We start from the raw sequence: 26,567 nt of genomic DNA, 5'->3' as shown, positions 1-26,567 counted from the left end.
ATCACTCCAGTCCGGATCGCCACTGAAGCAGGCGGGTCATCGTTCCGCCGAGCACCGCCGCCCGATCCTCCTCAGCGAGGCCACTGAAGATTACCCGTCCCAGCGACATCCGCAGATCGATGAAGGGAAAGTCGGAGCCGTAGACGACGCGGTCCGCGCCCACCTCTCTCACCATTGTGGCGATGTCGGCGCCGGTGTTGAAGGAGCCGCACACCTCCAGCACCACCCCGGGCCGCCGCCGCGCCACCTCGATCGCCGCGTCGAACCCCGCGGGCGTGGCCCCCGCGTGGCCCGCGAGGATCACCGCGTCCGGGTGGCGCGCGGCCACCTCGTCCACCATCGGCAGGTCGTTGTACGGCGAGCCCTCGTAGGTGTGCGTCAGCACCGGGCAGCCGGTCCGCTGCGCGAACTCCCACACCGGCGCGTAGCGGCTGCCGGTGAGCGGGTAGTCGTGCAGGTCGGGATGGACCTTGATGCCGCCGAAGCGCGGGTCGCCGCCCCAGGTGGCCAGCTCCCGTACCGGGTCCTGCCACGGGTTGACGGTCAGGTAGCCGGTGAACCTGCCGGGCGCGGCGGCCACGATCGCCGCGGTCTGCGCGTTGCCCTCGGCGGCGTCGAGCTGGATGGCCAGGTGGCTGGAGATGACCGCGTGGGACACCCCGCACCTGTCCATGACCCGCGCCATCCCGTCGGGTCCCGCGTCGGGGATGAAGAACAGGCTGTACGGCCCGGCGTGGGCGTGCGCGTCCACGATCGGCAGCGCGCGCTGCGGTTCGCGCTTCCACAGCGCGGTGGTGAGAGCGTTCACGCGACCCTCGCTTCGTCGTGGAGCAGGCCGCGCAGGTTGCCCCATCCGATGGCGGCCACGGCGTCGTCGTCGAGTTCGGACCACAGCAACCTGGTCACGGCCTCGGCGGAGTCCCTGGCGGGCGCTCCGGTGCCGAAGACGACGCGGTGCGTGCCGTACCGCTCGACGAGCCATTCGAGGCCGCGGTGGGAGGAGAGGTTGGCCAGCCCCAGGTGGACGTTGGCGGTGCGGGCCAGGACGCCCGCGGCCTGCCTGAGCACGCGGTAGCCGAGGCCGCCGACGACGACGGGCAGGCGCGGGTGGGCGCGCGCGACCGCCTCGATGGCGGGCCAGCCGAGCTGCGCGGCGTCGAGCAGCAACGGGAGCGCGGCCTCCTCCAGCGCGTGGAGCATCGGGGCGGCGTCGCGGCCCGCCAGGTCGTAGCCATGGTCGGCGGGGTAGGCGCGGACGGCGGCGACGCCCGCGCCGACGGCGGCGGACACGAACGCGTCCGGTGTGCCGGTCTCGCCGCAGGTGTCGGGCAGCAGCACCCAGCACGGCCGCAGCCTGGGCTCGTCCTGGACCAGGTCGAGCAGGCGGCGGTTGCCCGTGGCGGGGTCGTGCAGCCAGGACAGGGTGTGGCTCACGACGGCCTCGGCGATGCCGAAGCGGTCCATTCTGGCCAGCGCCTCGGCGACCGTCCCCTCACCGACGTCCCTGCGCGGGTGCCGGCCGAGCATCGCGTCAGCGTCGATCAGCATGGACCATCCATCCGTCGGGGATCGCGGGGGGCTCGTCGCGGAAGGGGAAGAGGCCGACGGTGAACCCGCCGTCGCGGCGGCGCAGGCCGAGCGAGTGGATCCGCCCGTATTCGGCGGTCCTGGTGACGGGGTCGGGGATGCGCGCGGGACCGTTCCCGAACAGGACCTCGTCGGGCTCCTCCAGCGGGACGACGAGCAGGCCGGGGCCTCGCTCGGTGCGGTAGCCGGGGCCGTGCCGTACCCATGGGGACAGGCCGTGCACCTGCCAGATCGCCTCCGCCTCGATCCGGTCGGTGACCACCCAGTAGCCCTCGTCGCGCACGAAGACGATCCTGCGGTCGTGGCGGGCGGTGTAGCCGTGGTGGTGTCCGGCGAAGACGTCGAGGGTCTCGCTGGTGGAGAACAGGTCGCAGCCAGCCATGCGGTCCTCGGTGTAGTCCTGGCCGGGCACGAGCAGCGTGTTGTGCGCCCTGGTGGCCTGGTACCAGTCGTAGTAGCCGGGGTCGTCGTAGGACGGCGGGCCGCCGGCCTCCCACGCCAGCGGCACGCCCCATCCGGTGATCACGAAGTCGAGCGCGGCGTGGTGGCTGTGCGGTTCGAGCTCGTGGCCCACGTACGGGCCGTAGTTGATCACGGTGTGGAAGTCTTCGGAGCGGAAGACGGCGTAGCCGCTGGCTTCCAGGTTGACCGAAGCCTTGGCGGGCTCGACGTCCTGCGGCCAGACGACGCCGCTGTCCTGCAGGTGCGGCACCCACCCTCCCGAGGTCATGAGCGCGCCGAGCCAGTCGTGCATGGCCGGGTAGCGCGGGTGGGTCGCGAGGCTTGGTTCGACGGCGGCGGCCCGCTTGAGCGCTTCGAGGCACATGACGTGGTAGCCGGGCGAGCGCTCGTGGTGTCCGCCGTCGGCGCGCACGTCGCGCTCCAGGTGTTCGGCGATGCGCGCCGTGGCGATCTCGGCCCACTGCGGGGCCTCCGGCAGGTCGGCGAACACCCTGGCGGTGTGCAGCAGCTCGCAGACGGTGGCGAACTGCCAGTTGCCGTGCCGGAACTCGTCGTGCTCCTCGGCCGCCCACCTGGCACCCCCGAGGACGGTCTTCATCATCTCCTTCCAGCACTCCTCGCCGACGGCCTGCCCGAGTACGGCCAGCGCGTGCGTGACGTACATGGAGCGGGCGCAGACGCCGAGCGAGTACCAGACCACGTCGAGGCCCGGCCAGTCGCCCTCGACCAGGTCGCGACTGGCGTACCACTGGCGGAACAGGCGCTCCCACCCGGCGGCGTAGCGCGGGTCGCCGCTCTCGGCGTAGGCGGCCACCAGCGGGGTCATCCAGCGCAGGTAGTGGAAGCCGTACAGCTGGGACTTGCCGTGCCCCTTGTCGAGGAAGTCGACCTCGGCCTCGAGCAGTTCGTCGGCCCCGTCGGCGGGCATGCCGACGGGGATGGGCGCGCGCCACCGCCACGCCCTGCCGTCGCCGCCCAGCGCGGCGAACAGGTCCTCGTCGGGGATGTGCCGCATCCGCGTGGGATGCACGTGCGGCGCTTTCTCCACTGACATCAGAGCTTCACCGGTGCTCCCGTGCGGGCCGACTCGTGGGCGGCGGCGAGGACGGCGGTCACGTGCCGGGAGCTCTCGACGGTGATCAAGGGCGGGGTCCCGGTGCGGGCGCAGTCGACGAAGTGGTGGATGGCGTCGCGGTAGGCGCCCGCGGGGACGCCGTGGACGACGCGCTGCAGCATGTTGCGCGGGTAGGTGTAGGCCTGCTCGGTGGCGAGCTGGATGTTCTCCTTCTGCCTGTCGAGCTGGATGACGCCCGACTCTCCGACCACGGTGACGTAGCTGTCGACCATGGTCGGGAAGGTGTTCGGGTAGATCCACGCCGACTCGAAGGTGGCCATCGCTCCCCTGCCGAAGCGGGCCTGGATCTGCATCGCGTCGGGCGTCTCGATGCCCATGCCGCGCAGCTTGCCGTACCTGGCGGTGGCGAAGACCTCGACCACCTGGTCGTCGTAGAGCCAGGTGAGCAGGTCGATGTCGTGGCTGGACAGGAACCAGGCGCAGGTGGTCCGGTCGGCCCAGCCGATCATCTCGGTGGGCACGTGGATGGTGTCGTCCTTGCGGGCGTAGCCGACGACGGGCTCGCCGACCAGCGGCATCTGCTGCTTGGCCTGGGCGTAGGCGGGCACCCAGCGGTGGTTGAACAGGCACATCGCGGTCACGCCCGCCTGCCTGATCGCGGCGACCGCGCGGTCGGCGTCCTCGACGGTGGTCGTGAACGGCTTCTCGACCAGGATGTGCACGCCCGCCTCGGCCGCGGCCACCATCACGTCGGCGTGGAGGTGGTCGGGGGTGGTGACGGAGACGGCGTCGACCGTGCCGGAGGCGAGCAGGTCGCGGTAGTCGGCGTAGACGGTCGCGTCGCCCAGGGGCCTGCGGGAGACGGCGGTGAGCTCGACGTCGGGATGGGCGGCGAACACCTCGGCGTGGCCGCGACCCATGATCCCGGCGCCGATGATTCCTACCCGGAGCTTAGGCAAGTGTGTCATTCCATCGCTTCTCTGCCGCGTCGAGCGCCTCCTTGGCGCTCTTGGTACCCGTGAGGAAGGCCCTGACCTCCTCCAGGAGGTGCTCGCCGAGCTCGGCGTCCTTGGTGGTGCCGAGCGGCTTGTACTCCAGCTCGGACAGCGCCCTCGCGTTCACCTGACGGGCCACCGACATCGGGTCCTCACCGCTCGCCTCGGTGAAGAAGGGGGCCTTGGTCGTGGAGACGGTGGAGGGGTAGATCGGCACGATCTTGCAGAAGGCCAGCTGGTTGGCACCGTTGGTGAAGAACTTGATGAACTCGGCGGCGGCCTTCTTGTGCTTGGAGGCCTTGGGGATGGAGAAGGCTTGCTGGGCCAGGAGCAGGAAGCCGCCGGTGCTCATCCGCACCCCCTCGGTGACCGCGAGGTCCTGGTAGACGTCGGGCGCGTTCTTCTGCACGTTGAGCAGTTCGGCGGCGTAGCTCATCGCCTTGAAGGCGACCTGGCCGTTCTCCAGGCTCTGCGGCAGGCTGCGGACGTCCTTGGAGATGGCTCCCGGCGCGATGCCGTGCCCGTCGTAGCTCTTCTTGAACTTGTCCAGTACGACGACCGCCTCGGGCGTGTTGAACGCCGCCTTCTTCTTGTCGGGCGACAGCAGCTCAATGCCGTAGTAGCGGAGCAGGTTGACGTCGGGGATCGAGTTCATCCCGTTGACCTTGGCCTTGGCGTAGACCTCGTCGGCCAGGGCGAGCGCCTCGTCGAAGTTCGCCGGCGGCTTGGCCGGGTCGAAGCCCGCCTTGCTCACCAGGGACTTGCGGTACACGGCCACCGGGGCGCCGCCGTTGTACCAGGGCACGGCGTACAGCTTGCCGTCCATGCGCAGCGGCTCGACCAGGTTGGGCTGGAAGTCGGCCAGGTCGGCCTGGGTGAACAGGTCGTCGAGCGGGGTCAGCGACGGGGTGAACCGGCCGAGCTCGATCGAGCTGACGTTGACGGCGTCGGGCACGTCGCCGCTTGCCACGGCGGCCAGCAGCTTGGTCGCGCTCTCCTGGCCGGGCACGTCGACCCAGGTGATGGCGACCTTCGGGTGCTGCTTCTTGTACTCGGCGATCAGCCCCTCGATGTAGGCGCTGTAGTTCTTCTTCAGGTTGATCGTCCAGAACTCGACCTCGCCCTCGAACGGCTGGTCGGCGGCGGCGGTGTCGCCTCCGGAGGATGTGCCGGCAACGCAGCCGGTGAGGAGCATGGATAGCGCGAGCGCGCCCGCCGTTAAGACACTTCTGGTCATGACGACGAACCTCCTGAAGTTATGGCCGTCCATAAGTTGAACTTTCGGCAGAATGACACTCGCAGCGGATTGCGTCAATCCCCTGGACCCTTGACGGCCCTCATACCCCAGAATACGCTGCACGAAATTCTGGCCGCCGTAATACGCACTTTAGGACCCCTATGACCGTCGGCAGGATCCCTGGGCAGCGGTGGTACACGCCGTACCTGTTCGCGTTACCCGCGCTGGCCCTGTTCGGCGTGTTCTTCGTCTGGCCCGCGGTCACCGCGATCCAGCTGTCCTTCATGGAGTACGACGCGATCTCGCCGCCCGTGTTCGTCGGCCTGGACAACTTCGTCAGGCTCCTGGACGACCCGCGGTTCTGGAAGGCGACGCTCAACTCCGTGCTCTTCCTCGTCGGGCTGTTCCCGCTGCTCGTCGTGGCGCCCCTGCTGCTGGCCGTCCTGGTGAACCAGCGGCTGCCGGGGATCAGGACGTTCAGGATGCTCTACTACCTGCCGGTCGTGACCTCGATGGTCGCGGTGGCGATCGCGTGGGAGTACGTCTTCCACCAGCAGGGCGTGCTGAACTGGATCCTCACCGGCGCGGGACTGCTCGACCAGCCCATCCAGTATCTGCTCGACCCGTTCTGGGCGCTGCCCGCACTCATCCTGGTCGAGGGCTGGAAGAGCATGGGCTTCTACATGATGATCTACCTGGCCGGGCTGCAGACCATCGACAGCACCCTCTACGAGGCGGCCAGGGTCGACGGCGCCTCGGCCTGGGACCGGCTGCGCCGTATCACGGTGCCGCTCATGATCCCCTACATCGCGGTCGCGTTCACCATGGAGATGCTCGACGCGATGCAGGCCTTCACCTCGGTGTACGTGATGACCAGGGGCGGGCCGCAGGACGCGACCCTCACGCTCGGCTACTACATCTGGTCGCTCGGCTTCGAGAGCTACGAGATGGGCTACGCCAGCGCCGTCGGCCTCGTGCTCTGGGCGGTGCTGATCGGCATGGCGATGCTCAACTACCGCATGACCAGGGGGCGTACATGAGAAAAGCCGGAATGTACGTCCTGCTCACCGCGATCGCCCTGGTCTTCGTCGGGCCGTTCCTGATCCTGCTGTCGGCCGGGCTCAAACCGTCGAGCCAGCCCGTCTTCTCCTTCCCGCCCGACATCATCCCCCGGCCACCGGTGCTCGACTGGGTGAAGGAGGCCTGGACGGTCATCCCGTACCCGACCTACCTGGTCAACTCGCTCATCTACGTGGGCGTGATGGTGCCGGCCTACGTGCTGGTCTCCGCGCTGTGCGCCTACCCGCTGGCGCGGATGAGCTTCCGCGGCAACACCCTCATCTTCCTGGCGATCCTGTCGACGATGTTCCTGCCGGGCGAGGTCATGCTCATCCCGCGCTTCCTCGTCGTCTCGCAGCTCGGCCTGGCCGACACCTTCGCCGGGGTGATCCTTCCCGGGCTGCTCTCGGCGTTCGGGATCTTCCTGCTCCGCCAGACCTTCGCCGGGGTGCCCCGCGAGATCGTGGACGCCGCCCGCACCGACGGCTGCCACGAGCTGCGCATCTTCTGGCACGTCATGCTGCCCGCCGCCCGGCCGACACTGGCGATCCTCGGCATTCTCGGCTTCGTCTCGGTCTGGAACAGCTTCATCTGGCCACTGGTGGTGCTCAAGGACTCGGCGAAGTACCCGATCGCCCTCGGCATCGCCTATCTGTCCGGGGTCACCGGCAGCGACGTCCGGTCCCAGGCCGCCGGAACGATGATCTCCATCATTCCGGTGGTCGTCGTATTCATGATCATGCAACGGCATGTCCTCGAGGGCATGCGCGGAGCGGTGAAGGGCTGATCACATGTTGACTCGCAGGCAGTTCGGTATGGGCGCGCTCGCCGTCGGCGCCCTCGGTTTCACCAGTTCGTCGGCCTACGACTACACCTCGCGCGAGACGTTCGACCTGTTCGACAAGCTCTTCCACGAGAGCGGCAGGGGCGGACAGCCCACCGACACCAACGAGCACGGCGGCCTCGCGTGGGGCCAGTCGTACATCCTGGCCGGATTCATCAGGATGTACGAGGCGTACAAGGACACCCACTACCTCGACCGGCTCATCACCAACATCGATCTCGTGCTGGCCAACCGCGACTCGGTGCGCGGGGTCAAGGACCATCGGGGGCTCTCGCTTCCCGCGTGGCGGGCCATGGCGCCCTACACCGTGGGCGTCGTCACTCTCAAGGACGCGGACGGCACGCCGCTGCTGGAGGTGCGGACGGCGCTGTCCTACGCCGACAACGCGGTGGCGACCGTCAGCTCCGGCGCTTCCGAGGGCCGTTTCGCCCTGGAGGTGAAGAACACCAGGTCCAACCTGGTGGCCACGTTCCCCGACCTGTCGCTCGACCCGTCCGCGCCCGACTACGCGGTGCGCCGGATCCTCGACGCGTATCCGACGCCGACGCTGGTGACCGCCCGCGAGCTCAGGCCCACGCCCTCGGCGAACGCGGCGCCCGTGCCCGGAGCCACCCCGTTCGCCTCGCAGCCGGTCGTGTTCACCGTGCACACCGGGATGATCACCTATCCGATGGCGTCGTTCGCGAAGACCGTCTTCAGGAGTCCGCGGCTGCTGGCCGTACCGAAATATCGGCACAAGGCGGTGGAGTACCTCAAGGCGGCGCGCGACGCGGCGGCCGTCCACGACGACGAGTGGCGCCAGACCGACGACGGCCACGGGTACTTCGTCTGGAACAAGGGCACGCCGCTCGGCTACGACGGCACCGAGCAGCCCACCAACCAGAGCCTGGCGCTCGGCCAGACCTACGCCGAACTGGCCGCCGCCACCGGCGACCCGTTCTACCGGGACCGCGCCAGGCGGATGGCGCGCACGTTCGCCCGCGAGCTGACGGCGGACGCCGACGACGCCTACGTCTGGACGTACTGGCCCGCGTTCGGCAAGGCCTACCACGGGTTCGCCAAGAGCGACGGCGTCTCCGAGTACACGCCGTCGAGCAATCCCGTGCAGGGCATCGAGGACCTCAGCCACGGCGCAATCGACGTGGAGTTCGCCGCGGCCGTCTTCCGCAACCGTCTCTTCTACCAGGGGCAGGACATGGCGCGCTTCGCGCGCACCTACAGCAGGAACCTGGCGACCACGGGCGCCGACGGCCTCCCCACCGCCTTCCAGCGGGTGAACGGCACCGGCAGCACCACCAGCGCGGGGCAGTACCTGCAGGCACCCCGGTGGATGGCGGTCGCGCAGTGGGACGAGACGGTGTTCGGCCACTCCCGCTCGATCTACGACGCCCGCGCCGTGGAGCCGCAGCAGGGCTCCTACCTGGCCTGCGTCGCCTACCTCAACTGGCACGCCCGCAGGGGGTCGTGATGTTACTCAAGCTGGTCGCCGCCGCCTCTCTCCTGCTTACCTTCACCCCCGCTTCCCACTTGCCGGCCACGCCCGCCACCCCCGCCTCCCTCCCTGTGACGGCCGCCCCCGCCGCCGCCGAAAGTGGGTGGCTCACGAAGTACCGGGCGCTGGAGGCGCAGATCGGGCACACCGCCTACAACAACCCCGACAGCGCGAACCTGGCGTGGGGCGAGAGCTACATCATGCGCAGCTACCTCGACGTCTACGCCGCCACGGGGGACACCGCCTGGCTCGACAAGCTCGTCACCCACGCCGACACGGTGATCGCCGACGCCGACGACATCGACGGCGACGGCTTCCTCGGCTGGAGCACCGGCCGGTACTCGCCGCCCGAGCTGGCCAATTCGAGCTTCGAGACGGCTGCGAGCGGCGACACCACCCTGCCCGCCTCCTGGACCAGGTTCCAGGACACCGGCAGCCACATCTACCGGACCACGGACGTGCCCAGCGGCACGGGCAGCCGGTCGGTCCGCGTCGTCTCCGACCAGACGAAGTGGAAGAAGCTCCGCCAGAAGATCGGCTCCAGCTACGCGGGCGGGACCAAGCACCTCCTGCGGGCGTGGGGCAAGCGGACCGGCTCGGTCGTCGGGCGGGTCGTGCTGCGCGACGGGTCCACGACGCTGTGCATGCTGGAGTTCGCCTCGACCGCGTGGCAGTTCAAGGAGACGACCTGCGACGTTCCGGCCGGGCGGGCGCCGGAGGTGTGGCTGGAGCACGCGTCGTACACGGTGAGCGGGTCGGCGTACTTCGATGATGTACGGCTGAGCGGGATCTTCCCGTACATCGTGCACGACGGAATGATCGGCATCCCCATCGCGGAGTTCGTCCGGCTCGTCGCCAAAACCCCCGCCCTGGCCGGATATAACGCGAAAGCGGCGACATACCGGGCTTTCCTGGAGAACGAGCTCGTCCCCCGATGGGAGCACAGTGCCTACCTCGGCAACACCTGGAACGGCACGTCCTACCAGCAACCGCCTGACGTCGACACCTTCAGCCACACCAGGGCGTATGACGACCTGCCGTTCAACATGTCGCTGGCCTTCGCGAACCTGCTGAACGTCCTGCACGAGGTCAACGGCGACCCCGCCTACCTGGATCGGGCGACCAGGATCGCGCAGTGGACCAAGAGCCATCTGACCAGCTCGTCCGGGGCGTACGTGTGGAAGTACGCGACGTACGCCTCCCAGAAGGAGGACCTGTCGCACGGGAACGTGGACCTGTCGGCCATCGTGGAGAACCACCGGCGCGGGCAGGTGTTCACCGCGGCCGACATGACGGCGTTCACGAAGACGTTCAAGGACAACATGTGGAACGGGTCGACGAGCGCGCCGGTCTTCAGCCTTTACGTGGACGGGACCGGGGTGGCCAACGGGGTCGACTACTTCCTGCACTCGTGGCTGGAGCTCGCGGAGTTCGACCGGCAGGTGTACACGCTGGCGGCCACGAAGTACGCGAACTTCACACCGACGAACGCCTCGCATCTGATCACGTTGTCCCGCCTGCTGCGCCTGGAGTGACGTCCCCTTCGAGGGGAAAATGCGTTGCGCCTGCTCCGACCTGGCAGGCATGCTCGTACCCACGCAGCCACGCTGGACTTGGAGAGATCATGCGACGTCACCGCCGAATGCACACGCCCTGGGAGGCTCACAGCTGACGTCGGTAGCGTCGACCTCGTGAGCCGTCTCTGACCGGGCAGGTCGGGGGCGGTTCTGTCGTTTCCAGGGCGGGTGAGGGCGCTGGTGTGCTCGACGGTTTCATAAGCCGTTATGGGCGGGTTCGATTCCCGCACCCGCTACCGGGTCTCTGTGGCGCAGTGGAGAGCGCGCCTGCTTGCGGAGCAGGAGGACGTTGGTTCGAATCCAACCAGAGACACTGCGGCCCGAAACTGTCGCCGTCGCCGCCTATGCTCCGAGCTTCGGCGGTGGAAAGGGTGGCCTGATGGCTCGGTTGGTTCGTGGTCTGGACGACGAGGTATGGCTGGAGTTCGGGTTGGCGATCTTATGCGAGCCCGACCACAGCCTCGTCCTCGACGGCGACGCTGACGACGACCTCGTCCGGGTCCGCCTGGAGGCGTGGGACGCGGAACCGCCCGCCCCCGACGCACCCTGGATCCCGGTCGTGAACACCACCATCATGGGCGGCACCGGCTCAGTGAGCGTGGCCTCCATGGACGAGGAAGCGACCCAGAGCCTGCTTATCGGCCCACCGCATTTCCTGTACGGCGTCGCCGCGCACACCCTCCCGCCGGCGCAGCCGCCGGACTTCACCTCGGAGGAGACCTGGAACGAGCGCGAACTGGCCCGGTGGCTGATCCGGTTCTGGCCGATCAGGGATGCCTTCGATCCGGTACGGCACGCGCGTCCCGACGGCGGAGCGCGTCGCGAGCCGCGTGAGGTGGAGGTGCCGGTCTCCCGCGCGGACGACTGGCTCCAGGCGCGGATCTCGCGACGGGAGGCGGCTATGGAGGAGTACCTCGCCCACACGGGGGTGACCATGGCCGACTATCTGGCCGCCCACGGGCTCGCCCCGGATCTGCCCTTCGACCAGGCGAGGGCCGCGATGATGGAGCGAGAGCTACCCGGCGTGGCGGCGCGCCAGGGTTGGCCTGACTGGTGGACGGAGCTGGTCCGGAAATATCCGGAGATCGGCGATCATTGGGATTGCCTGTCGGAGGACGACCCGGAGTGGAACCCTGATAGGCGCGAGGAGTCGGCCCGCGCTCTGGCGGCGCACCGCCGTACCGAAGAGATCCTCAACCCGGACCTCCGCAACACCTTCAGCGTCGACATCCCTGCCTACGAGCCGCAGCCGGGCGCCACCTACCGGGGCTGGCGCTGGGACTACGCGAGCCGCCCCGCCGACGAGACCTTCGGCGTCGACCGGCAGGTCGTCTTCCACGACGTCATGAGCGGAAAGGTGCTCGTCACGGGCATCGTGACGGTCATCGGGACAGAGAGGCGGCAGTTCAGGGTTCGTAATGCCGAACCCGCGGAGGCCGCTCGGTTCCGTTGCGCCGAGGCAACGTGGCGGGAATGACCGGCCCAATGCCCTGACCACGTGCTCCGCCTGCCGCTTGGAATCCGATGACCGACGAACTGCCCTGCCACTGCATCATCTGTGTCGATCACGATGTCGACCTCGACGACTTCGACCGGCGGACCATCGGCCTGGTGCAGGAGCATGGCTGGGTCGCCCAGGCGGTTGCCGCCGACGACTCGGGCCCCGGATGGGCCTACACCGTCGGCCTGTGGCACACCCTTCGCTCTCCCGAGATCGCCATCTTCGGCATCGACGACCTGGCGACCATGCAGCACTGTCTCAACGGCCTGGGGGATGCCATCAGGGAGGGCCGCACTCTCGTCGTCGACCAGGAGCGCGACGACGTGATCGAGGGCTTGCCGGTCACGATCAAGGCGGTCCACCGCAGCTGGCACGAGCCGTTGTTCGGGCAGGCGCTGTACTTCTACCAGCACTCGCCCGTGCCGTTCATGGAGGTCGTCTGGCCCGACCGCAGCGGCCTGTTCCCCTGGCAGGACGGGTGCGCGGCCGGCGTTCGTGACCGGCAGCCCCAGCTGTGGATTCCCAAGCCGAACCACCCCGCGGGCGTGTGGGCCGATCTTCCCTGACCGACGCATCCACCGCTCACCGCCTCCAGAGGGGAGAGGCCTTACTTTCGTCAGGGGCAGTTCTGGACGGTCGGCCGATCCGCGACGGGCCCGCGGCTTCGTAGGTTTCTCACATTCCCCCTCACCTGGAGAAACCATGAAGACCCTGCTGATCGGCCTCTCGGCGGCCTTGATGTTCACCGTGGCGCCGACCGCCGCCTCACCGGCACCTGAAGGCGGGATGACACCTGCCGCCATCGACGCCTACCTCGGCGAGGCGCTGGAATCTACCGGCCTGCCCGGCATGTCCGTCGTCGTGACGCACCGCGGGAGGGTGGTACACGCGGCCGGATACGGCAACGACTCCCACGGCGATCCGGTCACCAAGGACACCCCGATGCGGGTGGCCTCCGTCAGCAAGTCGTTCACCGCGATGGCCGTCATGACGCTCGTCGAGCAAGGCAAGATCAAGCTGGATCGGCCGGTGGCCGGACAGCTGCCCGGGTTCGTGATGGCCGACCCACGGGCGGCGACGATCACCGTACGCCAGTTGCTGAACCAGACCTCCGGCCTGTCGGACACCACGGTCGACATCGGCGCCCTGGAGAGCGCGACCTCTCTCGCCGACTACACCTCCCGCCTGGCCACCGCCGAGCTCGCCGCCGACCCCGGCACCCGCTGGGCGTACTGCAACGTCAACTACAACCTCGCCGCCAGGCTTGTCGAGACCGCGAGCGGCCTGCGGTTCGGCGACTACCTGAGGAAACACGTCTTCCGCCCGCTCGGCATGAGGACCAGCGCGGTCAGCGACGAGGTCGTCAAGCCCGCCGACGGCCACAACTCGATCTTCGGCGCCTGGCTGTCGCGCCCAGAGCTGCCCGCGTTCCTGGACGAGAGCGGGAGCGGTGGAGTCATCACCACAGCCGCCGACATGGGCAGATGGCTGATCCTCCAGACGGGCGACGGCGGCCCGCTCGTCAAGCGGGAGAGCCTGCGGACCATGCACACGCCTGTCAAGATCCGCGACTACGGCATGGGCTGGGGCCTCGACCGCGACACCGGCCTGCTCACCCACTCCGGCAACCTGTTCACCTACAACGCCGTCGAGGCCATCTCCCCCACGACCGGGTACGGCTTCGCCGTCATGGCGAACAGCGCCGCCCTGACCGACGACACCTACGCCATCATGCGGGGACTCACCGCCATGAGCGAGGGCAGGACCCCCGAGCAGCTCGGAGGCGACCGGCAGTGGTTCGAGCTGGTACTGGCCGCGATCACCCTGGCGGCCGCGTGCCTGGGGGTCATGGGCGTGCTGCGGGCACGGCGCTGGGCCGCCGGAAGGGCAGGCAAGCCCTGGTGGCGTGTCGCGCTGCGCATGACGCCTGTCCTGCTGCCGGTCGCGGTGCTGGCCGCCTACCCCGACCTGATCTCGTTCCTCATGAACGGCCGGACCGTCACCTGGGCTCAGCTCACCTACTTCGCCGCGCCCATGTCGATCATGCTGGTGGTGGCAGCGGTCGCCGGAGCTCTGACAGCGATCATGCGCCTGGTACGGCTGCGATAGCGGGAGCCGGGGCGGTCACGACTTCAGGAAGTCGGCCGCCGCCTGGAGGAAGGCGTCGTTCGCCTCCGGGGTCCCGATCGAGATCCGGGCGCCCTCTCCCGCGAACGGCCGCACCGCCACGCCCTCGACCGCGCAGGCCGCCGCGAAGTCCATCGTCCGCTCGCCGACGCGCAGCCAGACGAAGTTCGCCTCGGTCGGCGGCACCGTCCAGCCCTGCTCGATGAGCGCCTCGCGGACCCTGGTGCGCTCCTTGACGACGGCGTCCACCCGCTCCAGCAGCTCCTTCTCCGCGGCGGGCGCCAGCGACGCGACGGCGGCCAGCTGGGCCAGGTGGTTGACGGCGAACGGGATGATCGTCTTGCGGATCGCCGCGGCCACCGGCTCGTGCCCGATCAGGTAGCCGACGCGCAGCCCGGCCAGGCCGTACGCCTTGGAGAAGGTGCGCAGGACGCAGACGTTCGGCCGGTCGCGGTAGAGGTCGAGGCCGTCGGGGACGTCGGCGTCGCGGACGTACTCGCGGTAGGCCTCGTCGAGCACCACCAGCACGTCGGAGGGCACCTTGTCGAGGAACGCCTCGAGCTCGGCCCGCCTGATCGAGGTGCCCGTGGGGTTGTTCGGGTTGCACACGAAGATCATGCGGGTGCGGTCGGTGATGGCCGCGGCCATCGCGTCGAGGTCGTGGTCCTCGCCGTCCAGCGGAACCTGCACCGCGGTCACTCCCGCGAGGTTCGCCAGCAGCGGGTACGCCTCGAAGGAGCGCCACGCGTAGATCACCTCGACGCCCGGCTCGCCGAACGTCTCGAACAGCTGCTGGGCCACGGTCACCGAGCCCGCGCCGAGGGCCACGTGCTCGGGCGGCACGCCGTACCTGGCCGCGATCGTCTCGGTCAGCTTGATCGCGCCGGGGTCGGGGTAGCGGTTGATCTGCCTCGCGCCCTCGGCGATCGCCTCGACCACCGACGGGAGCGGATCGTAGGGCGACTCGTTGGAGGAGAGCTTGTACGACCGGCCGTCGGCGGTCACCACGGCCTTGCCCGCCTTGTAGGGCGGCATTGTGTCCAGAATCGCACGATAACGAGGCATGGCCCCATGGTAGTCGGCGGCCGGAACAGTCTTACCGACGTGAATGTCGGCGACGCCTACGTCGCCGACATCCATGTCGGATACTGTGGAAGCATGTACTTCGTCGGAAGGCATGAACAGCTCGCCAGACTGCGGGAATGGTGGGAGGACCCTTATCCTCGTCCCGCTCTCGTATGGGGACGCAGGAGAGTCGGCAAGACCGCGCTGCTCCGCGAATTCGCCAGTGACAAACGCACGGTCTTCCACACCGGCGGGGGCAGGACACCCCATCGCGAGTTGGAGGAGCTGTCGTTCAGGGCGGCGGCGTCGCTGACGTCGGCCACCCGCGATCTACGGTCCCGCCCTTACCGCACCTGGGACGAGGCACTGGACAGCCTCGCGAGAGAGGCGGACAAGGAGCCGCTGCTGCTCATCTTGGATGAGTTCCCCGAGTTGATCAGGAGCGCAGCCGAGATCGAGGGTGTGCTCCGAGCATTCCTCGACCATGCCCACGGTCATTCGCACCTTCGCATCATCCTGTGCGGCTCGGCCGTGCGGACCATGCGCGCGATCCAGGAGTACCGCGCGCCGCTCTACGGCCGGTTCGACCTGACCATGCAGTTGCATCCGTTCAGGCCACACGAAGCGGCCGCGATGCTTCCTGAGCTCAACCCGGCGCGACGTGCCCTGGTCTACGGCATTCTGGGCGGCATGCCGCTCTACCTCTCCTGGTGGCGGTCCGAACTGTCGGTCGAGCGGAACCTCGCCAGGCTCGCCTGCCATCCCGACGCCAAGATGATCAGAGAGGGTGATCTCGTCCTGGCGACGGAGGCGGGGCAGGGTGTCCATCTCGCCGCGACGTTGCAGGCGATCGCCGAGGGCCACACCAAGCACAACGAGATCGCGGACGCCATCAGGGCCGACCCCACGAGGACGCTCAACGACCTGCTTGCGCTGCGGCTGGTGGAACGGGTTCAGCCGGTCACCGAGACCGCTCGCAGCAGGCGCAGGATCTATCGCATCGCCGACAACTTCCTCGCCTTCTACCTCGGGCCGCTGTCCAGGGTGCTTCCCGAGATCGACCGCGGGCTCGGTGAGACCGTGCTGCCCGCCCTCGTCGCGTCGCTCGACGATCATCTGGGCGGCGCGTGGGAGGAGGCGTTCCGTGATCATCTGAGGTTGCGGGCCGCCGAGTTGGCCCCCGACGTGGTCGCCATCGGCCCGTGGTGGCGGGCCGACGGGCAGCACGAGATCGACGCGGTGGCGCTCGCCGGCCGGTCGCGGCGGCCGATCGTGGCGGGTGAGGCGAAGTGGGCGAAGAAGGTCAACGGCGCCAAGCTCGTCACCGGTCTGGCGGCGAAGGCCGCGCGGCTGACCGACGACCTCTCCGGCCTGCGCTACGCGGTCGCCGCGAGGGAGGAGATCGTCCACGCTCCCGACGGCACCTTCTGTGTGACCGCGGACGACGTTTTCGCGCCGGTCATTCCTTGAGGGAGCGCAGCATCGGCGGGTGGAGGAGTTCGGCGGGGCCGCGGCGGTAGAGCTTGGCGGGGCGGCCGCCGTCGCGGGTGGTGGTGGAGCCGGTCTCCACCAGGAATCCTTCCGCCTTGGTGACCTTGCGGTGGAAGTTGCGCGGGTCGAGGACGCGCCCCCAGACGATCTCGTAGACGCGCCGCAGGTCGGCCACCGTGAACTCGGGCGGGCAGAAGGCCGCCCCCAGCGGGGTGTACTCCAGCTTGGCGCGGGCCCGTTCGATCCCGTCGAGCATGATGCGCCGATGGTCGAAGGCCATGGCGGTCAGTTCGGCGACGGGCACCCACGCCATGTGGGCCTTCTCCGAGGCGGGCAGGTCGGGGGCGAGCCCCAGGTAGGCGACGGAAAGCACGCGCTGGCGCGGGTCGCGGTCGGGGTAACCGTACGTCTGGAGTTGCTCCAGGTGGACCGGCGCGCCGGGCAGGCCCGCGCGTTCGGCGAGGATACGGCGGGCGGCGTCGGGCAGGTCCTCGTCGAGCTGGATGAACCCGCCGGACAGCGACCATCGGCGCAGGAACGGCGGGTTGTCGCGCCGCCACACCAGCGCCGAGAGCGCATGGCAACGGACGGTGAGCACGACAAGATCCACACTCACCGGGACGCTGGGGACCATGCCAGGCACGTTACACGCTGACGCGCACGTGCAGCGGCTCCGTGGCCTGCAGGCCGGAAGGTGAGCGGACCCCGACCGTGACCCAGACGCCGAGCGGGACCTGCGACCAGTCGAAGGGCATCCAGGCGACCGAGATACGGTCGGCCATGGGCTCGCTGGGGGCGTCGGTGGCGCTGATCAGCAGCTCGGCCGAGCCTCCTGGCCAGGTCAGGGAGACGGTGCCGCCGGGCTCCAGGTTGTAGCCGCGAATCTCGACGCCGTCCTCCTCGTTCGGCGACGTCCTGACCGCGTCGACCGCGATGGGACGCAGGTGGTCGGCCATGACCTGGTCCTTGAGCGGGGTGTCGCCGCAGGTGAAGAAGTCGCTCCACATGTAGGAGACGACCTTCTGGACGTACCGTCCTGTCATGGCGACGGCGGCGTCGAGGCGCTTCTTGTCGGTCGCGCCGCGGGAGCCCTGGGGCTGGCACGGCGTGACGGCGGAGGGCTCGAACGATTCGACGTTCGCCCACAGCTCCACCTCGACGCCGTCCTCGATCAACTGCTCGCGGGCCAGGGCCATCTCGCGGTAGTAGTCGCGGGTGGAGCCGTGGTAGGCGGTGTCGTAGGTGGCCTCGCCGACGAGGGGGCGCAGGCGCGGGTCGACCTCGTCGTCGCGCTGGTCCGGCCAGAACAGGCCGACCTTGCCGGTGCCCCTGCTGTCCTGCGGGGCGATGATGCCGACGCCCGACTTGGCCAGCACCCTGAAGCCCTCGGCGACCTGCTTGGGGGTCTGGCCGAAGCCCACCCGCTTGCGGGCGTCCATGTAGGGGCTGACCAGGATCGGCTTGCCCGGCAGCTCCTGCTCGATGATGGTGTGCTGCTCGGAGTAGACCCGCAGCGTCGGGTTGGTCGCCATGGTGGCGCTCATCTGCAGCTCGAAGGGCTGGTAGAAGCCGCCGAGCGAGGCCCTGCCCGTGAAGCGGTCGCCGTAGTCCTGCAGGATCCTGCGCGTCAGCGTGACGAGCACGCCGAGATGCTTCTCGCTGGCCCTGGTGGACACGTCGGAGTCGCGGGGCGCCATCGGCAGCGAGGGGAAGACCTGCACGCCGAAGCGGTCGCCGAGGTCGAGCAGCTCGGTGAGGCTGTCCTTCTTGTCCGTGCGCGCGCCGGAGATCAGGATCAGGTCGTAGGTCCGCCCGGCCTTGCTGAAGTCGCAGGTGGCGTCGTCGGAGCCGTCGGGCGGGGCGATGAGGCGGTAGAAGACGCGTTTGTCCCGTTCGATGGCGCGTTCCATCTGCGGGCAGCGGAACAGGCCGGGGCCGAACACCTCGTCGGTCCGGTACACGAAGGTGCGGCCGATCCGGTTGCCGGGGTTGGCCTGCTTGAGGTCGTTCTCGGCTTCCTCCCAGCAGCCGTCGCAGTCGGCGTAGCGGGGGTCGGCCTCGCCGTTCCTGGTCATGATCCGGCCGTCCTTGACCGGGCGGTACTGCAGGCCGTGCCCGATCCTGATGACGGTGTCGCCGCCGGCGGCGTGGATCTCCTCCAGCTGGTGCCGCCACGTGCACGGGTTGCTCGACGGGGTGATCCAGTAGCCAGTGATCGCGTACGGCTTGACGTCCTGCAGGTCGAAGGTGCCGCAGGGGTCGGTGAACTCCTTGGCGGTCGGCTGCGGCAGCGCCTTCTTCGACGTGGTGGGGGCGGCCGAGACCCGGGCGCCGGTCGCGGACGGCTCGTCGTCGGGCAGGACGATCACCACCGCAGCGATGGCGGCGAGAATCGCGGCACCGAGGAGCACAGTGAGCCAGCGCACAGTCAGGAACCTACCGCCCTCGTGATCTGTAGAGGATAAACCGCTACTTCTTGACGCCGGCCCAGGATTCGAGCTGGGTGACGAACCTGCGCGCCGAGTTCGGCCAGTGGTGGTTGGCGCGGGCGGCGGCGTAGCCGCGGGCGCCCATCGCGTGCCGTTCGCGCTGGTCGTCGCGGAGCGACAGGACGGCCTGGGCGACGGCCTTCGGGTCCTCCCACGGCACGACGATCCCGCTCTCGTACCGCTCGACCAGCTCCACCGCGCGCGGCGAGGGCGTCGTTATCACCGGGATGCCGTGCGCCATGTACTCCACGATCTTCGTCGGCATGGAGTGGCGGTAGTTGGGCTCGTCGTGCAGCAGCGACAGGCCCGCCAGCGCGCCGTCGAGCCGCTTGAGCGCCTCGTCGTTCGGCATGAAGTCGCGCCACTCCAGCACGCCCTCGGCCACCGCCTGGTTGAGCGCGGGCCGCGACTGCGGGTCGGCGTAGCCGATCAGTTCGACCGCCACCCGGTACGGCTGCAGCAGCCTGCCGACCTCGATCGCCTCCTGGACGCCGCGCGCCCTGGACAGCCAGCCGAGGTAGACGACCCTGTCGTCGCCCGGCGGGGTCACCGTGTCGGGTACCCACGTCTCGTTGGGGACGATGAGGTGGGCGTGCTTGAACCTGCCCGCGTAGGCGGTCTCGGCCAGCAGCAGGTGCAGCCTGCGCTCGGCCGTACTCTCCAGCAGGCGGGCCAGGAAGCGCGCGGGCGGGCGCAACAGCGACGGCAGCCACGGCTTGAGCGACAGCGTCGCGGGGGTGTCCTCGTGCACGTCCCAGACCACGGGCGGCCTGCGGCGCACACCCCAGACGGAGAACAGCAGCTCGGGGTCGTGAATGAGGACCAGGTCGACCTTGTCGCGCAGGCGTTTGAACACCTTGCGCGCTGCCAGCACGGCGCGCAGCCGCTTGCGCTGGGCCGCCCTGGGCAGGTCGACGCCGTTCACCCACGGCCTGGCGACCACGCCGTGGGCGGAGAAGGACGCCGCATACGTGACCTCATGACCGGCATCCACGAGGGCGCGGATCTGCCGGTGCAGGATCCGGGCGTCCTCGGGGTTATGCACCACCGTCATGACGAGCACGTGCACTGCGCGCAGCCCCCTGTCGCTACAGCCGCTCGACGCGTTCACCCTCGGCGAGCACGCCTCGGGTGTCCAGCACGAGCCTGGCCATTTCCTCGACCATGTCGAGGTCGAAGGCGGCGTGCTGCTGCAGCAGCAGCGTCACGTCCGCGTTCACAACGGCCTCGGCCAGGTCCTCCTCACGCGGCACCTCGGTGCCGTCCACCGACCACTTCTTGACGTGCGGGTCCACGAACGTGAGCTCCGCGCCCAGCTCCAGCAGCGCCCGGGCGACTGGCAGGGCGGGGGTCTCGCGCTCGTCGGCGATGTCCGGCTTGTAGGTGACGCCGAGCAGCACCACCTTCGAGCCGTTCACGGCCTTCTTGTGCCGGTTGAGCAGCCGCTGCACGCGGTTGACCACGTACGACGGCATCCGCTCGTTGATCTCCTGCGCCAGCTCGACGAACCTGAACGGGTAGCCGAGCTTGCGCACCGTGTACGACAGGTAGCCGGGGTCCACGGGGATGCAGTGCCCGCCGACGCCGGGTCCGGGAAGGAACTTCTGGAAGCCGAACGGCTTGGTCGCCGCGGCCTCGATCGCCTCCCACAGGTCGACGCCCAGCTCGTCGCAGAAGATCGCCATCTCGTTGACGAGGGCGATGTTGACGTGCCGGTAGGTGTTCTCCAGCAGCTTGGCCATCTCGGCCTCGCGGGTGCCGCTGACGGGCACGATCTGCTCGATGAACTGGCCGTAGAAGGCGGCGGCCCGGTCGCGGCAGGTGTCGGTGAAGCCGCCGACGACCTTGGGCGTGTTGCGCAGGCCGTACTTGGGGTTGCCCGGGTCGATGCGCTCGGGCGAGAAGGCGAGCTGGAAGTCGACGCCGGCGACGAGCCCGGAGGTCTCCAGCAGCGGCCTGGCCACCCCGTCGGTGGTGCCGGGGTACGTCGTGGACTCCAGGACGACGAGCGCGCCCTTCTGGAGGTTGCGCGCGACGGACTTGGTGGCGCCCTCGACGGCCGACAGGTCGGGACGGTGGTCCTCGTCCAGCGGAGTGGGCACGCAGATGACGATCGTGTCGCTGGTGGCCAGCACCGACTCGTCGGCCGTCGCGCGGAAGCCGTTGGCCAGCATGTGCTCGAGGTCGGCGTCGGTCAGGTCGTCGATGTAGGACTGGCCGGCGTTGAGCGCGTCGATCTTGCGGGGGTCGACGTCCACGCCGACGACCCGCAGCCCTGCCGCGACGGCCTCCTTGGCCAGCGGCATGCCGACGTAACCCAGGCCGATTACCGCCAGGTCGAAATCAGTCACGACATCGCCTTAGAACACTTCATGGTCGCAAAGGTTATCTCAAGTCCACCTAGCTCACGCCTAATGCGACTGAACCCGTCACAACAGACAGCGAACTTGTAGGTCATCAGTCGGCTAGTGATCGGTAAAGGTCACGATAAGTCTCGGCAACGCGGCTCCAGGTCCGTTTTGCCGCCACTTCCGCCTTTCCAGCCTCACCCATCTCGGCCCGCCTGGCGGGATCCTGCCGCAGCTCGGACAGCGCCTTGGCGAGCGCCTCCGGATCGCCGGGCGGGACGAGCTGACCGGCCCCGTCGGAGCCGACGAGCTCGGACAGCGCGGGCAGATCGCTGAGCACGACGGGCTTTCCGAGCGCCATCGCCTCCACGGGTTTCAATGGCGTAACGAGTCTGCAGACGCGCAGGTCCTCCCGCGGACAGCAGAAGATGTCGATCGCCGCCTGCGCCTGCAGCGCCTCGTCGGGACCGACCCGGCCGGGCAGGATCGCCGACCTGAGGCCGAGCTCCTCCACCAGCTCCAGCAGGTTGTCCCGCTCGGTGCCGTCGCCGACGATCAGGACCCTGATGTCGTTCCTGAGCAGCGCGCCCGCCCTCAGCAGGGTCGCGAAGCCCTCGTAGGCCACGATGCTGGAGACCGAGCCGACCACGATCTCGTCGTCGCCGATGCCCATCGACCTGCGGAAGGCCGCGCCGTCGTAGTCGGCGGTCAGCAGCGAGTCGTCCACCGCGTTGGGCGCCAGGCGGATCTTCTCGCGCGGCACGCCGCGCTCGACGATCTCCTGTGCCATCGTCTCGGCCAGCGTGACCACCGCGTCGGCCTCGCGCATCAGGAACGCCTCGCGCTCGCGCTGGAGGACCTGCCGCTGGCTGCCGATGCGGATCGGGTCACGGGAGGCCCAGGTCTCCTCCAGGAAGCCGCGCACCTCGTAGACAAACGGCGTGCCCGTGCGCTCGCGTACGGCGTGCGCCATCGACCCGTTGCGGTGGTCGGTGGCCGCGTGCAGCACCTGCGGCTTCAGCTTGGTGACCAGCTCGGTGACACGCTCGGCGCCCAGGATGATCCGCCCGCGCGTCTCGAACGGCATCTCCTGCCTGCCGTCCGGCAGCAGCCGGTGGTACGGAATGCCGTCCAGCTCCTCGAAGGGCGTGGCGTCCGCGTGCCCCTGCAGCATCGGCCAGCCCCAGCTGGTCACGACGTGCGGGTCGAGGCCCTTCTCCTTCTGCGCGGTCACGATCCGGTGCGTGCGCACCGTGTAACCCGCCTGCGTGTACGGCAGGGCGTTGGTGACCATGTGCAGCACCCGGCCCGCCACGCGCTCGCCGATCGCCACCTTGGGACGCGGCGGGATCGGGTCGGGGCTGATCGCGGCCAGCTCACCGCGATAGTACGCGGCCCTGCGGCTCACGAAGGGGTACTTGGTGTGCGGCTCCAGGACCGCTGCCGCCTCGGCGACCCGGCCCGCGTCCCAGTACGCCTTCGCCTCGTTCCACGGCGCCTTGACCACGCGCATGCCCACCTTGCGGACCACGCGCCGTACCTTGCGGGCGGCCGGCCAGGCGACCTTGCCCACGACGGGACGCAGCCTCGGGGGGAGCGCGTCCGCGGCCGCCTGCGCGACCCTGACGGGGTCGGATTTCACCTTCGCGAAGACGACACGGGAAACGATGACGGGGTGCTGGATGAAGCCTTTGAGAAGTCCACCGACTCCGGCCCTGGCCGACTTGGCGGAAACCTTTGGTCTGGCGTCGGATACCACGCGGTGACCGTACCATAGGCAACGTTTTTCCCCTTCCGTTATGAAAGGCGAGGTAGATGAGGGAGAACCCCCTGGTCCTCCATGTCCTCGGCGCCCGTCCCAACTTCGTGAAGGCCGCCCCCGTGGTCCGCGGACTGGACGAACTGGGCGTGCGGCAGGGCATCATCCACACCGGTCAGCACTACGACGCGCTGATGTCCGACGTGTTCTTCGCCGACCTCGGTCTCCCCTCCCCGGTGGCCAACCTCGGAGTCGGCTCGGGCACGCACGCCAAGCAGACCGCGGCCCTCCTCGTCGGCCTCGAAGAGGTCTTCATGACGCAGGAACCCGACCTGGTCATCGTCTACGGCGACGTCAACTCCACGCTGGCCGCCATCCTCGTCTGCGCCAAGCTCGGCGTCCCGACCGCCCACGTCGAGGCGGGGCTGCGCTCCTTCGACCGCGGGATGCCGGAGGAGGTCAACAGGATCGTCACCGACTCGCTGTCGGACCTGCTGTTCGCCACCTCGCCCGAGGCGCTGTCGTACCTGGCCGCCGAGGGCGTGCCCGCCGCCAAGACCCACCTGGTCGGCAACCCGATGATCGACAGCCTCTTCGCGGCGCTGCCCTCGCTCGACCCCGCCCCCGTCGTCGAGCGGCTCGGCATTCCTTCCCGTTATGCCGTGGCCACGCTGCACCGCCCGGCGAACGTCGACAGCCCCGAGGCCGCCCTCGAACTCGTCTCCGCCGTCCTCGAGGTCGCCGCGCAGATCCCGCTCGTGGTGCCGATGCACCCGCGTGGGCGCGCCCGGCTGGCCTCGGTCGGGCTCGTCGACGGGCCGAACGTCACGGTCGTCGACCCGCTCGGATACGTCGACTTCCTCTCGCTCGTACGGGGCGCGGCGCTGGTCGTCACCGACTCGGGCGGCGTGCAGGAGGAGACGACGATGCTCGGCGTGCCGTGCCTGACCGTCAGGCCCAACACCGAGCGGCCGATCACCGTCACCCACGGCACCAACAAGCTCGTCACGCCCGCGGGACTGCCCGCCGCCGCGTCCAAGGCGCTGTCCGACGGGGCCACGACTCCGGCAGGAGAGCTGCCCGTGCTGTGGGACGGCGCCGCCGGGCCGAGAATCGCCCGAGTGGTCGCTTCTTGGCTGAAAGGGGAAAACCTTTCGCCTGCCTCACGAAACGGGCGGCTGTAGCCGTACCATGACAGACCTCATTTGACGTTAGGGCGAGCGGATGTCTTCAGAAGAGCCGACCTTCCAGCGACTCGGGCCGATCAACTGGCTCCCTGAGGAGCGCAAGCTCGTCGAGAGGTACGAGGCGGAGATCAGGGAGCTGCGGCGGCGGCTGGAGATCGCCGAGGCGCGCGCCGAGTACTCCACCTGGAAGCTCCAGGCCACCCAGGCCAAGCGCTCGTTCAAGCTGGGTGAGGCGCTGACGTCGAAGAGTCCCGGCAAGGTCGTGGCGGCCGTCCGCTCGCACGAGAAGGCGCCCGCCGCGCCGACGCCGGTCTCGGAGGTCACCGAGGCGGCGGGCAAGCGGTCTCCCCTGGTCGAGGTGCCGACGATCAAGTGGCCGACCGGGCCGGTCAACCGGCCCGACCTGAAGGTCGCGGTCATCCTGGACGACTTCTCCAGGATGGCCTTCCGCTACGAGTGGGACCAGATCGAGTTCGGGCTGCGCGACTGGCCGGAGATCTTCGCGGACAAGCGGCCCGACCTGCTGTTCTGCGAGTCGGCCTGGCACGGCAACCAGGGCCGCTGGCGCTACCAGATGACCGGCACCAACGCCCCCAAGCAGGAGTTGCGGGACCTGGTCGAGTGGTGCCGCGCCGAGGGCATCCCCACGGTCTTCTGGAACAAGGAGGACCCGCCCAACTTCGACTTCTTCATCGACACCGCCAGCCTGTTCGACTACGTGTTCACCTGCGACGGCGACATGGTCCCGAAATATCATGAAGTTCTGGGACATGACCGGGTTGACGTCCTGCAGTTCGCCGCCCAGCCCCGCGTGCACAACCCCATCCAGCAGAAGCAGGGCCGCCTGCACGACGTGGTCTTCGCGGGCATGTACTTCCGCGACAAGCACCCCGAACGCCGCGAGCAGATGGAAACCGTGATCGACCCGATCAGGGAACTCGGCCTGCACATCTTCGCGCGCAACGGCTCCGTCGACGACAAGTACGCCTGGCCGGAGAAGTACGAGCCGCACATCGTCGGCGAACTCCCCTACGACCAGATGCTCGCGGCCTACCGCATGTACAAGGTCTTCCTCAACGTCAACTCGGTGCTCGACTCGCCCACCATGTGCGCGCGCCGCGTCTTCGAGCTGTCGGCCTGCGCCACCCCCGTCGTCTCCGGCTGGTCGCGCGCCATCGAGGAGACCTTCGGCCCGCTCGTGCCCATCGCCCGCGAGCCCATCGAGTCGTTCAACCAGGTGCTCCACCTGATCAACAGCCCCGAGCTGCGCGCCCGCATGGGCCACCTCGCCATGCGCGAGGTGTTCGACAAGCACCTGTTCTCCCACCGCGTCGACCAGATCCTCGGCTTCATGGGCCGCCCCACCGAGTCGCGCTCCCGCTCCATCTCCGTCGTACTGCCCACCAACAGGGCCGCGCAGATCGAGCACGCCATCAGCTCGGTCGCCAAGCAGCGCCACCGGCCGCTCCAGCTCGTCATGGTGCTGCACGGCCTCGACATCGACCCCGTCGTCGTCGCCGACAAGGCGCGCATGGCCGGCATCTCCGACGTCGTCGTCCTGCCCGCCTCGGCCGAGCTGTCCCTGGGCGCGTGCATGAACCTGGGCATCGCCGCCGCCGACGGCGAGCTCATCGCCAAGATGGACGACGACAACCTGTACGGCGAGCACTACCTGTCCGACCTGGTGCGGGCCTTCGACTACTCCGAGGCCGAACTCGTCGGCAAGGGCGCCCACTACACCTACTTCGAGGGCACCAACACGACCATGCTGCGCCTGCCCGGACTCGAACACCGGTACACGTGGCTGGTGCAGGGCGGAACGTTCCTCGGCAAGGCGGACATGTTCCGCTCGTACGGCTTCGCGGACATCACCCGCGGCGAGGACACCCACCTGGTGCGCCGCCTGAAAGAGGACAAGGTCAAGATCTACTCGGCCGACCGGTTCAACTTCGTGTACTGGCGCAGCGCGGACTCGGCCATGCACACGTGGCAGGCCGACGACATCAAGCTGAACAGGGTCGCGCAGTTCTCCTTCGTCGGCCACCCCGAGTCCCACGTCATGCTCTAACAGCATCGGCCTTAGCCCTTGGCGCGCTCCGCGCGTGACGGGCTCCGGGCTGTGTCGACGGGGGAGAGCTCCCCTGCGTGGGCTGGCTTGGCTCGACCCGCCACACACCTTGGCGCACGTGAACAGTTGCCGGTCGAGATCGGCGGCCCTGCTCGATCCGCTGCACACTGGGAACCCAGCCACGCAGACGTGAGCTGTCGATCT

The 26,567-nt window shown here is 69.0% G+C and carries 21 protein-coding genes and 2 tRNA genes; 12 read left to right on the top strand and 11 right to left on the bottom strand.

The features are described 5' to 3' along the window. Position 1: 1 nt before the first annotated feature. From ACFXJ8_RS12580 to ACFXJ8_RS12560, 5 genes are read right to left on the bottom strand one after another with little or no spacing between them, the layout of a single operon-like run. Positions 2-808: an amidohydrolase family protein gene (locus ACFXJ8_RS12580; protein ID WP_379643975.1), complete on the bottom strand. Its 807-nt coding sequence runs from the start codon at positions 806-808 to the stop codon at positions 2-4. Further along, positions 805-1,548 (bottom strand): amidohydrolase family protein, encoded by a 744-nt coding sequence (locus ACFXJ8_RS12575; RefSeq protein ID WP_379643974.1) that lies wholly within the window; start codon positions 1,546-1,548, stop codon positions 805-807. Before ACFXJ8_RS12575 ends, ACFXJ8_RS12580 begins: the two co-directional genes overlap by 4 nt. Beyond that, the gene (locus tag ACFXJ8_RS12570; protein WP_379643973.1) at positions 1,532-3,103 is read right to left on the bottom strand and encodes a heparinase II/III family protein; all 1,572 of its coding nucleotides are present in this window, start codon (positions 3,101-3,103) and stop codon (positions 1,532-1,534) included. Before ACFXJ8_RS12570 ends, ACFXJ8_RS12575 begins: the two co-directional genes overlap by 17 nt. Then, the gene (locus ACFXJ8_RS12565) at positions 3,103-4,092 is read right to left on the bottom strand and encodes a Gfo/Idh/MocA family protein (RefSeq protein ID WP_379643972.1); all 990 of its coding nucleotides are present in this window, start codon (positions 4,090-4,092) and stop codon (positions 3,103-3,105) included. Before ACFXJ8_RS12565 ends, ACFXJ8_RS12570 begins: the two co-directional genes overlap by 1 nt. Beyond that, positions 4,076-5,356: an ABC transporter substrate-binding protein gene (locus ACFXJ8_RS12560; RefSeq protein ID WP_379643971.1), complete on the bottom strand. Its 1,281-nt coding sequence runs from the start codon at positions 5,354-5,356 to the stop codon at positions 4,076-4,078. The genes ACFXJ8_RS12565 and ACFXJ8_RS12560 overlap by 17 nt, the downstream gene beginning before the upstream one ends. Positions 5,357-5,517: 161 nt before the next feature. On the opposite strand from ACFXJ8_RS12560, the gene ACFXJ8_RS12555 reads away from it, so the two are divergent. The 9 genes from ACFXJ8_RS12555 to ACFXJ8_RS12515 all read left to right on the top strand — a co-directional run bounded on the left by ACFXJ8_RS12555 (position 5,518) and on the right by ACFXJ8_RS12515 (position 13,938). Then, positions 5,518-6,396, top strand: coding sequence for a carbohydrate ABC transporter permease (locus tag ACFXJ8_RS12555; RefSeq protein WP_379643970.1), 879 nt, complete (start codon positions 5,518-5,520; stop codon positions 6,394-6,396). Beyond that, positions 6,393-7,202, top strand: a complete 810-nt coding sequence (locus ACFXJ8_RS12550) for a carbohydrate ABC transporter permease (protein WP_379643969.1) — start codon at positions 6,393-6,395, stop codon at positions 7,200-7,202. The genes ACFXJ8_RS12555 and ACFXJ8_RS12550 overlap by 4 nt, the downstream gene beginning before the upstream one ends. A gap of 4 nt (positions 7,203-7,206) precedes the next feature. Further along, on the top strand, positions 7,207-8,727 hold the full coding sequence (locus tag ACFXJ8_RS12545; RefSeq protein ID WP_379643968.1) for a hypothetical protein: 1,521 nt from the start codon (positions 7,207-7,209) through the stop codon (positions 8,725-8,727). Further along, positions 8,727-10,286 (top strand): hypothetical protein, encoded by a 1,560-nt coding sequence (locus tag ACFXJ8_RS12540; protein WP_379643967.1) that lies wholly within the window; start codon positions 8,727-8,729, stop codon positions 10,284-10,286. Before ACFXJ8_RS12545 ends, ACFXJ8_RS12540 begins: the two co-directional genes overlap by 1 nt. A 205-nt stretch (positions 10,287-10,491) precedes the next feature. Continuing rightward, positions 10,492-10,564: transfer RNA gene (locus ACFXJ8_RS12535), tRNA-Met, on the top strand. A 4-nt stretch (positions 10,565-10,568) separates the two neighbouring features. Then, positions 10,569-10,641 (top strand) — tRNA-Arg (locus ACFXJ8_RS12530). A 66-nt stretch (positions 10,642-10,707) separates the two neighbouring features. Then, a complete protein-coding gene (locus ACFXJ8_RS12525) occupies positions 10,708-11,805 on the top strand; it encodes a hypothetical protein (RefSeq protein ID WP_379643966.1) in 1,098 nt (365 codons plus the stop codon). Positions 11,806-11,852: 47 nt separating this feature from the next. After that, on the top strand, positions 11,853-12,395 hold the full coding sequence (locus ACFXJ8_RS12520) for a DUF4262 domain-containing protein (protein WP_379643965.1): 543 nt from the start codon (positions 11,853-11,855) through the stop codon (positions 12,393-12,395). A gap of 136 nt (positions 12,396-12,531) precedes the next feature. Continuing rightward, positions 12,532-13,938, top strand: a complete 1,407-nt coding sequence (locus ACFXJ8_RS12515) for a serine hydrolase domain-containing protein (protein WP_379643964.1) — start codon at positions 12,532-12,534, stop codon at positions 13,936-13,938. A gap of 15 nt (positions 13,939-13,953) precedes the next feature. On the opposite strand, the gene hisC is transcribed toward ACFXJ8_RS12515, so the two are convergent. Next, positions 13,954-15,021 carry a histidinol-phosphate transaminase gene (gene hisC, locus ACFXJ8_RS12510; protein WP_379643963.1) on the bottom strand — a complete coding sequence of 356 codons (1,068 nt, stop codon included), beginning with the start codon at positions 15,019-15,021 and terminating at the stop codon, positions 13,954-13,956. Between the two features lie 93 nt (positions 15,022-15,114). Here hisC and ACFXJ8_RS12505 point away from each other — a divergent pair, with 93 nt between their 5' ends. After that, on the top strand, positions 15,115-16,491 hold the full coding sequence (locus ACFXJ8_RS12505; protein ID WP_379643962.1) for an ATP-binding protein: 1,377 nt from the start codon (positions 15,115-15,117) through the stop codon (positions 16,489-16,491). Here the strand turns inward: ACFXJ8_RS12505 and ACFXJ8_RS12500 are convergent. The 5 genes from ACFXJ8_RS12500 to ACFXJ8_RS12480 all read right to left on the bottom strand — a co-directional run bounded on the left by ACFXJ8_RS12500 (position 16,481) and on the right by ACFXJ8_RS12480 (position 22,991). Beyond that, positions 16,481-17,146 carry an NUDIX domain-containing protein gene (locus tag ACFXJ8_RS12500; protein WP_379643961.1) on the bottom strand — a complete coding sequence of 222 codons (666 nt, stop codon included), beginning with the start codon at positions 17,144-17,146 and terminating at the stop codon, positions 16,481-16,483. The two genes, ACFXJ8_RS12505 and ACFXJ8_RS12500, sit on opposite strands and share 11 nt — an antisense overlap. A 10-nt stretch (positions 17,147-17,156) precedes the next feature. After that, complete coding sequence (locus ACFXJ8_RS12495) at positions 17,157-18,938, bottom strand: DUF4434 domain-containing protein (protein WP_379643960.1); 1,782 nt, start codon at positions 18,936-18,938, stop codon at positions 17,157-17,159. Positions 18,939-18,981: 43 nt separating this feature from the next. Then, positions 18,982-20,070, bottom strand: coding sequence for a glycosyltransferase (locus ACFXJ8_RS12490; protein WP_379643959.1), 1,089 nt, complete (start codon positions 20,068-20,070; stop codon positions 18,982-18,984). Between the two features lie 19 nt (positions 20,071-20,089). Beyond that, a complete protein-coding gene (locus ACFXJ8_RS12485) occupies positions 20,090-21,352 on the bottom strand; it encodes a nucleotide sugar dehydrogenase (RefSeq protein ID WP_379643958.1) in 1,263 nt (420 codons plus the stop codon). A gap of 106 nt (positions 21,353-21,458) precedes the next feature. Continuing rightward, entirely contained in the window at positions 21,459-22,991 is a 1,533-nt protein-coding gene (locus ACFXJ8_RS12480; RefSeq protein WP_379643957.1) for a glycosyltransferase family 4 protein, read from the bottom strand. 173 nt (positions 22,992-23,164) lie between these two features. Between ACFXJ8_RS12480 and wecB the strand changes: the two genes are divergently transcribed. Continuing rightward, complete coding sequence (gene wecB, locus ACFXJ8_RS12475) at positions 23,165-24,292, top strand: non-hydrolyzing UDP-N-acetylglucosamine 2-epimerase (protein ID WP_379643956.1); 1,128 nt, start codon at positions 23,165-23,167, stop codon at positions 24,290-24,292. A 40-nt stretch (positions 24,293-24,332) separates the two neighbouring features. Beyond that, complete coding sequence (locus ACFXJ8_RS12470) at positions 24,333-26,363, top strand: glycosyltransferase (RefSeq protein ID WP_379643955.1); 2,031 nt, start codon at positions 24,333-24,335, stop codon at positions 26,361-26,363. Positions 26,364-26,567 lie beyond the last annotated feature (204 nt).

It is taken from the genome of Nonomuraea sp. NPDC059194, from assembly GCF_042754765.1.
Taxonomy (GTDB): domain Bacteria; phylum Actinomycetota; class Actinomycetes; order Streptosporangiales; family Streptosporangiaceae; genus Nonomuraea.
The sequence above is the reverse complement of the archived record's forward strand: the minus strand, read 5'-3'. Positions and strand labels throughout refer to the sequence as shown.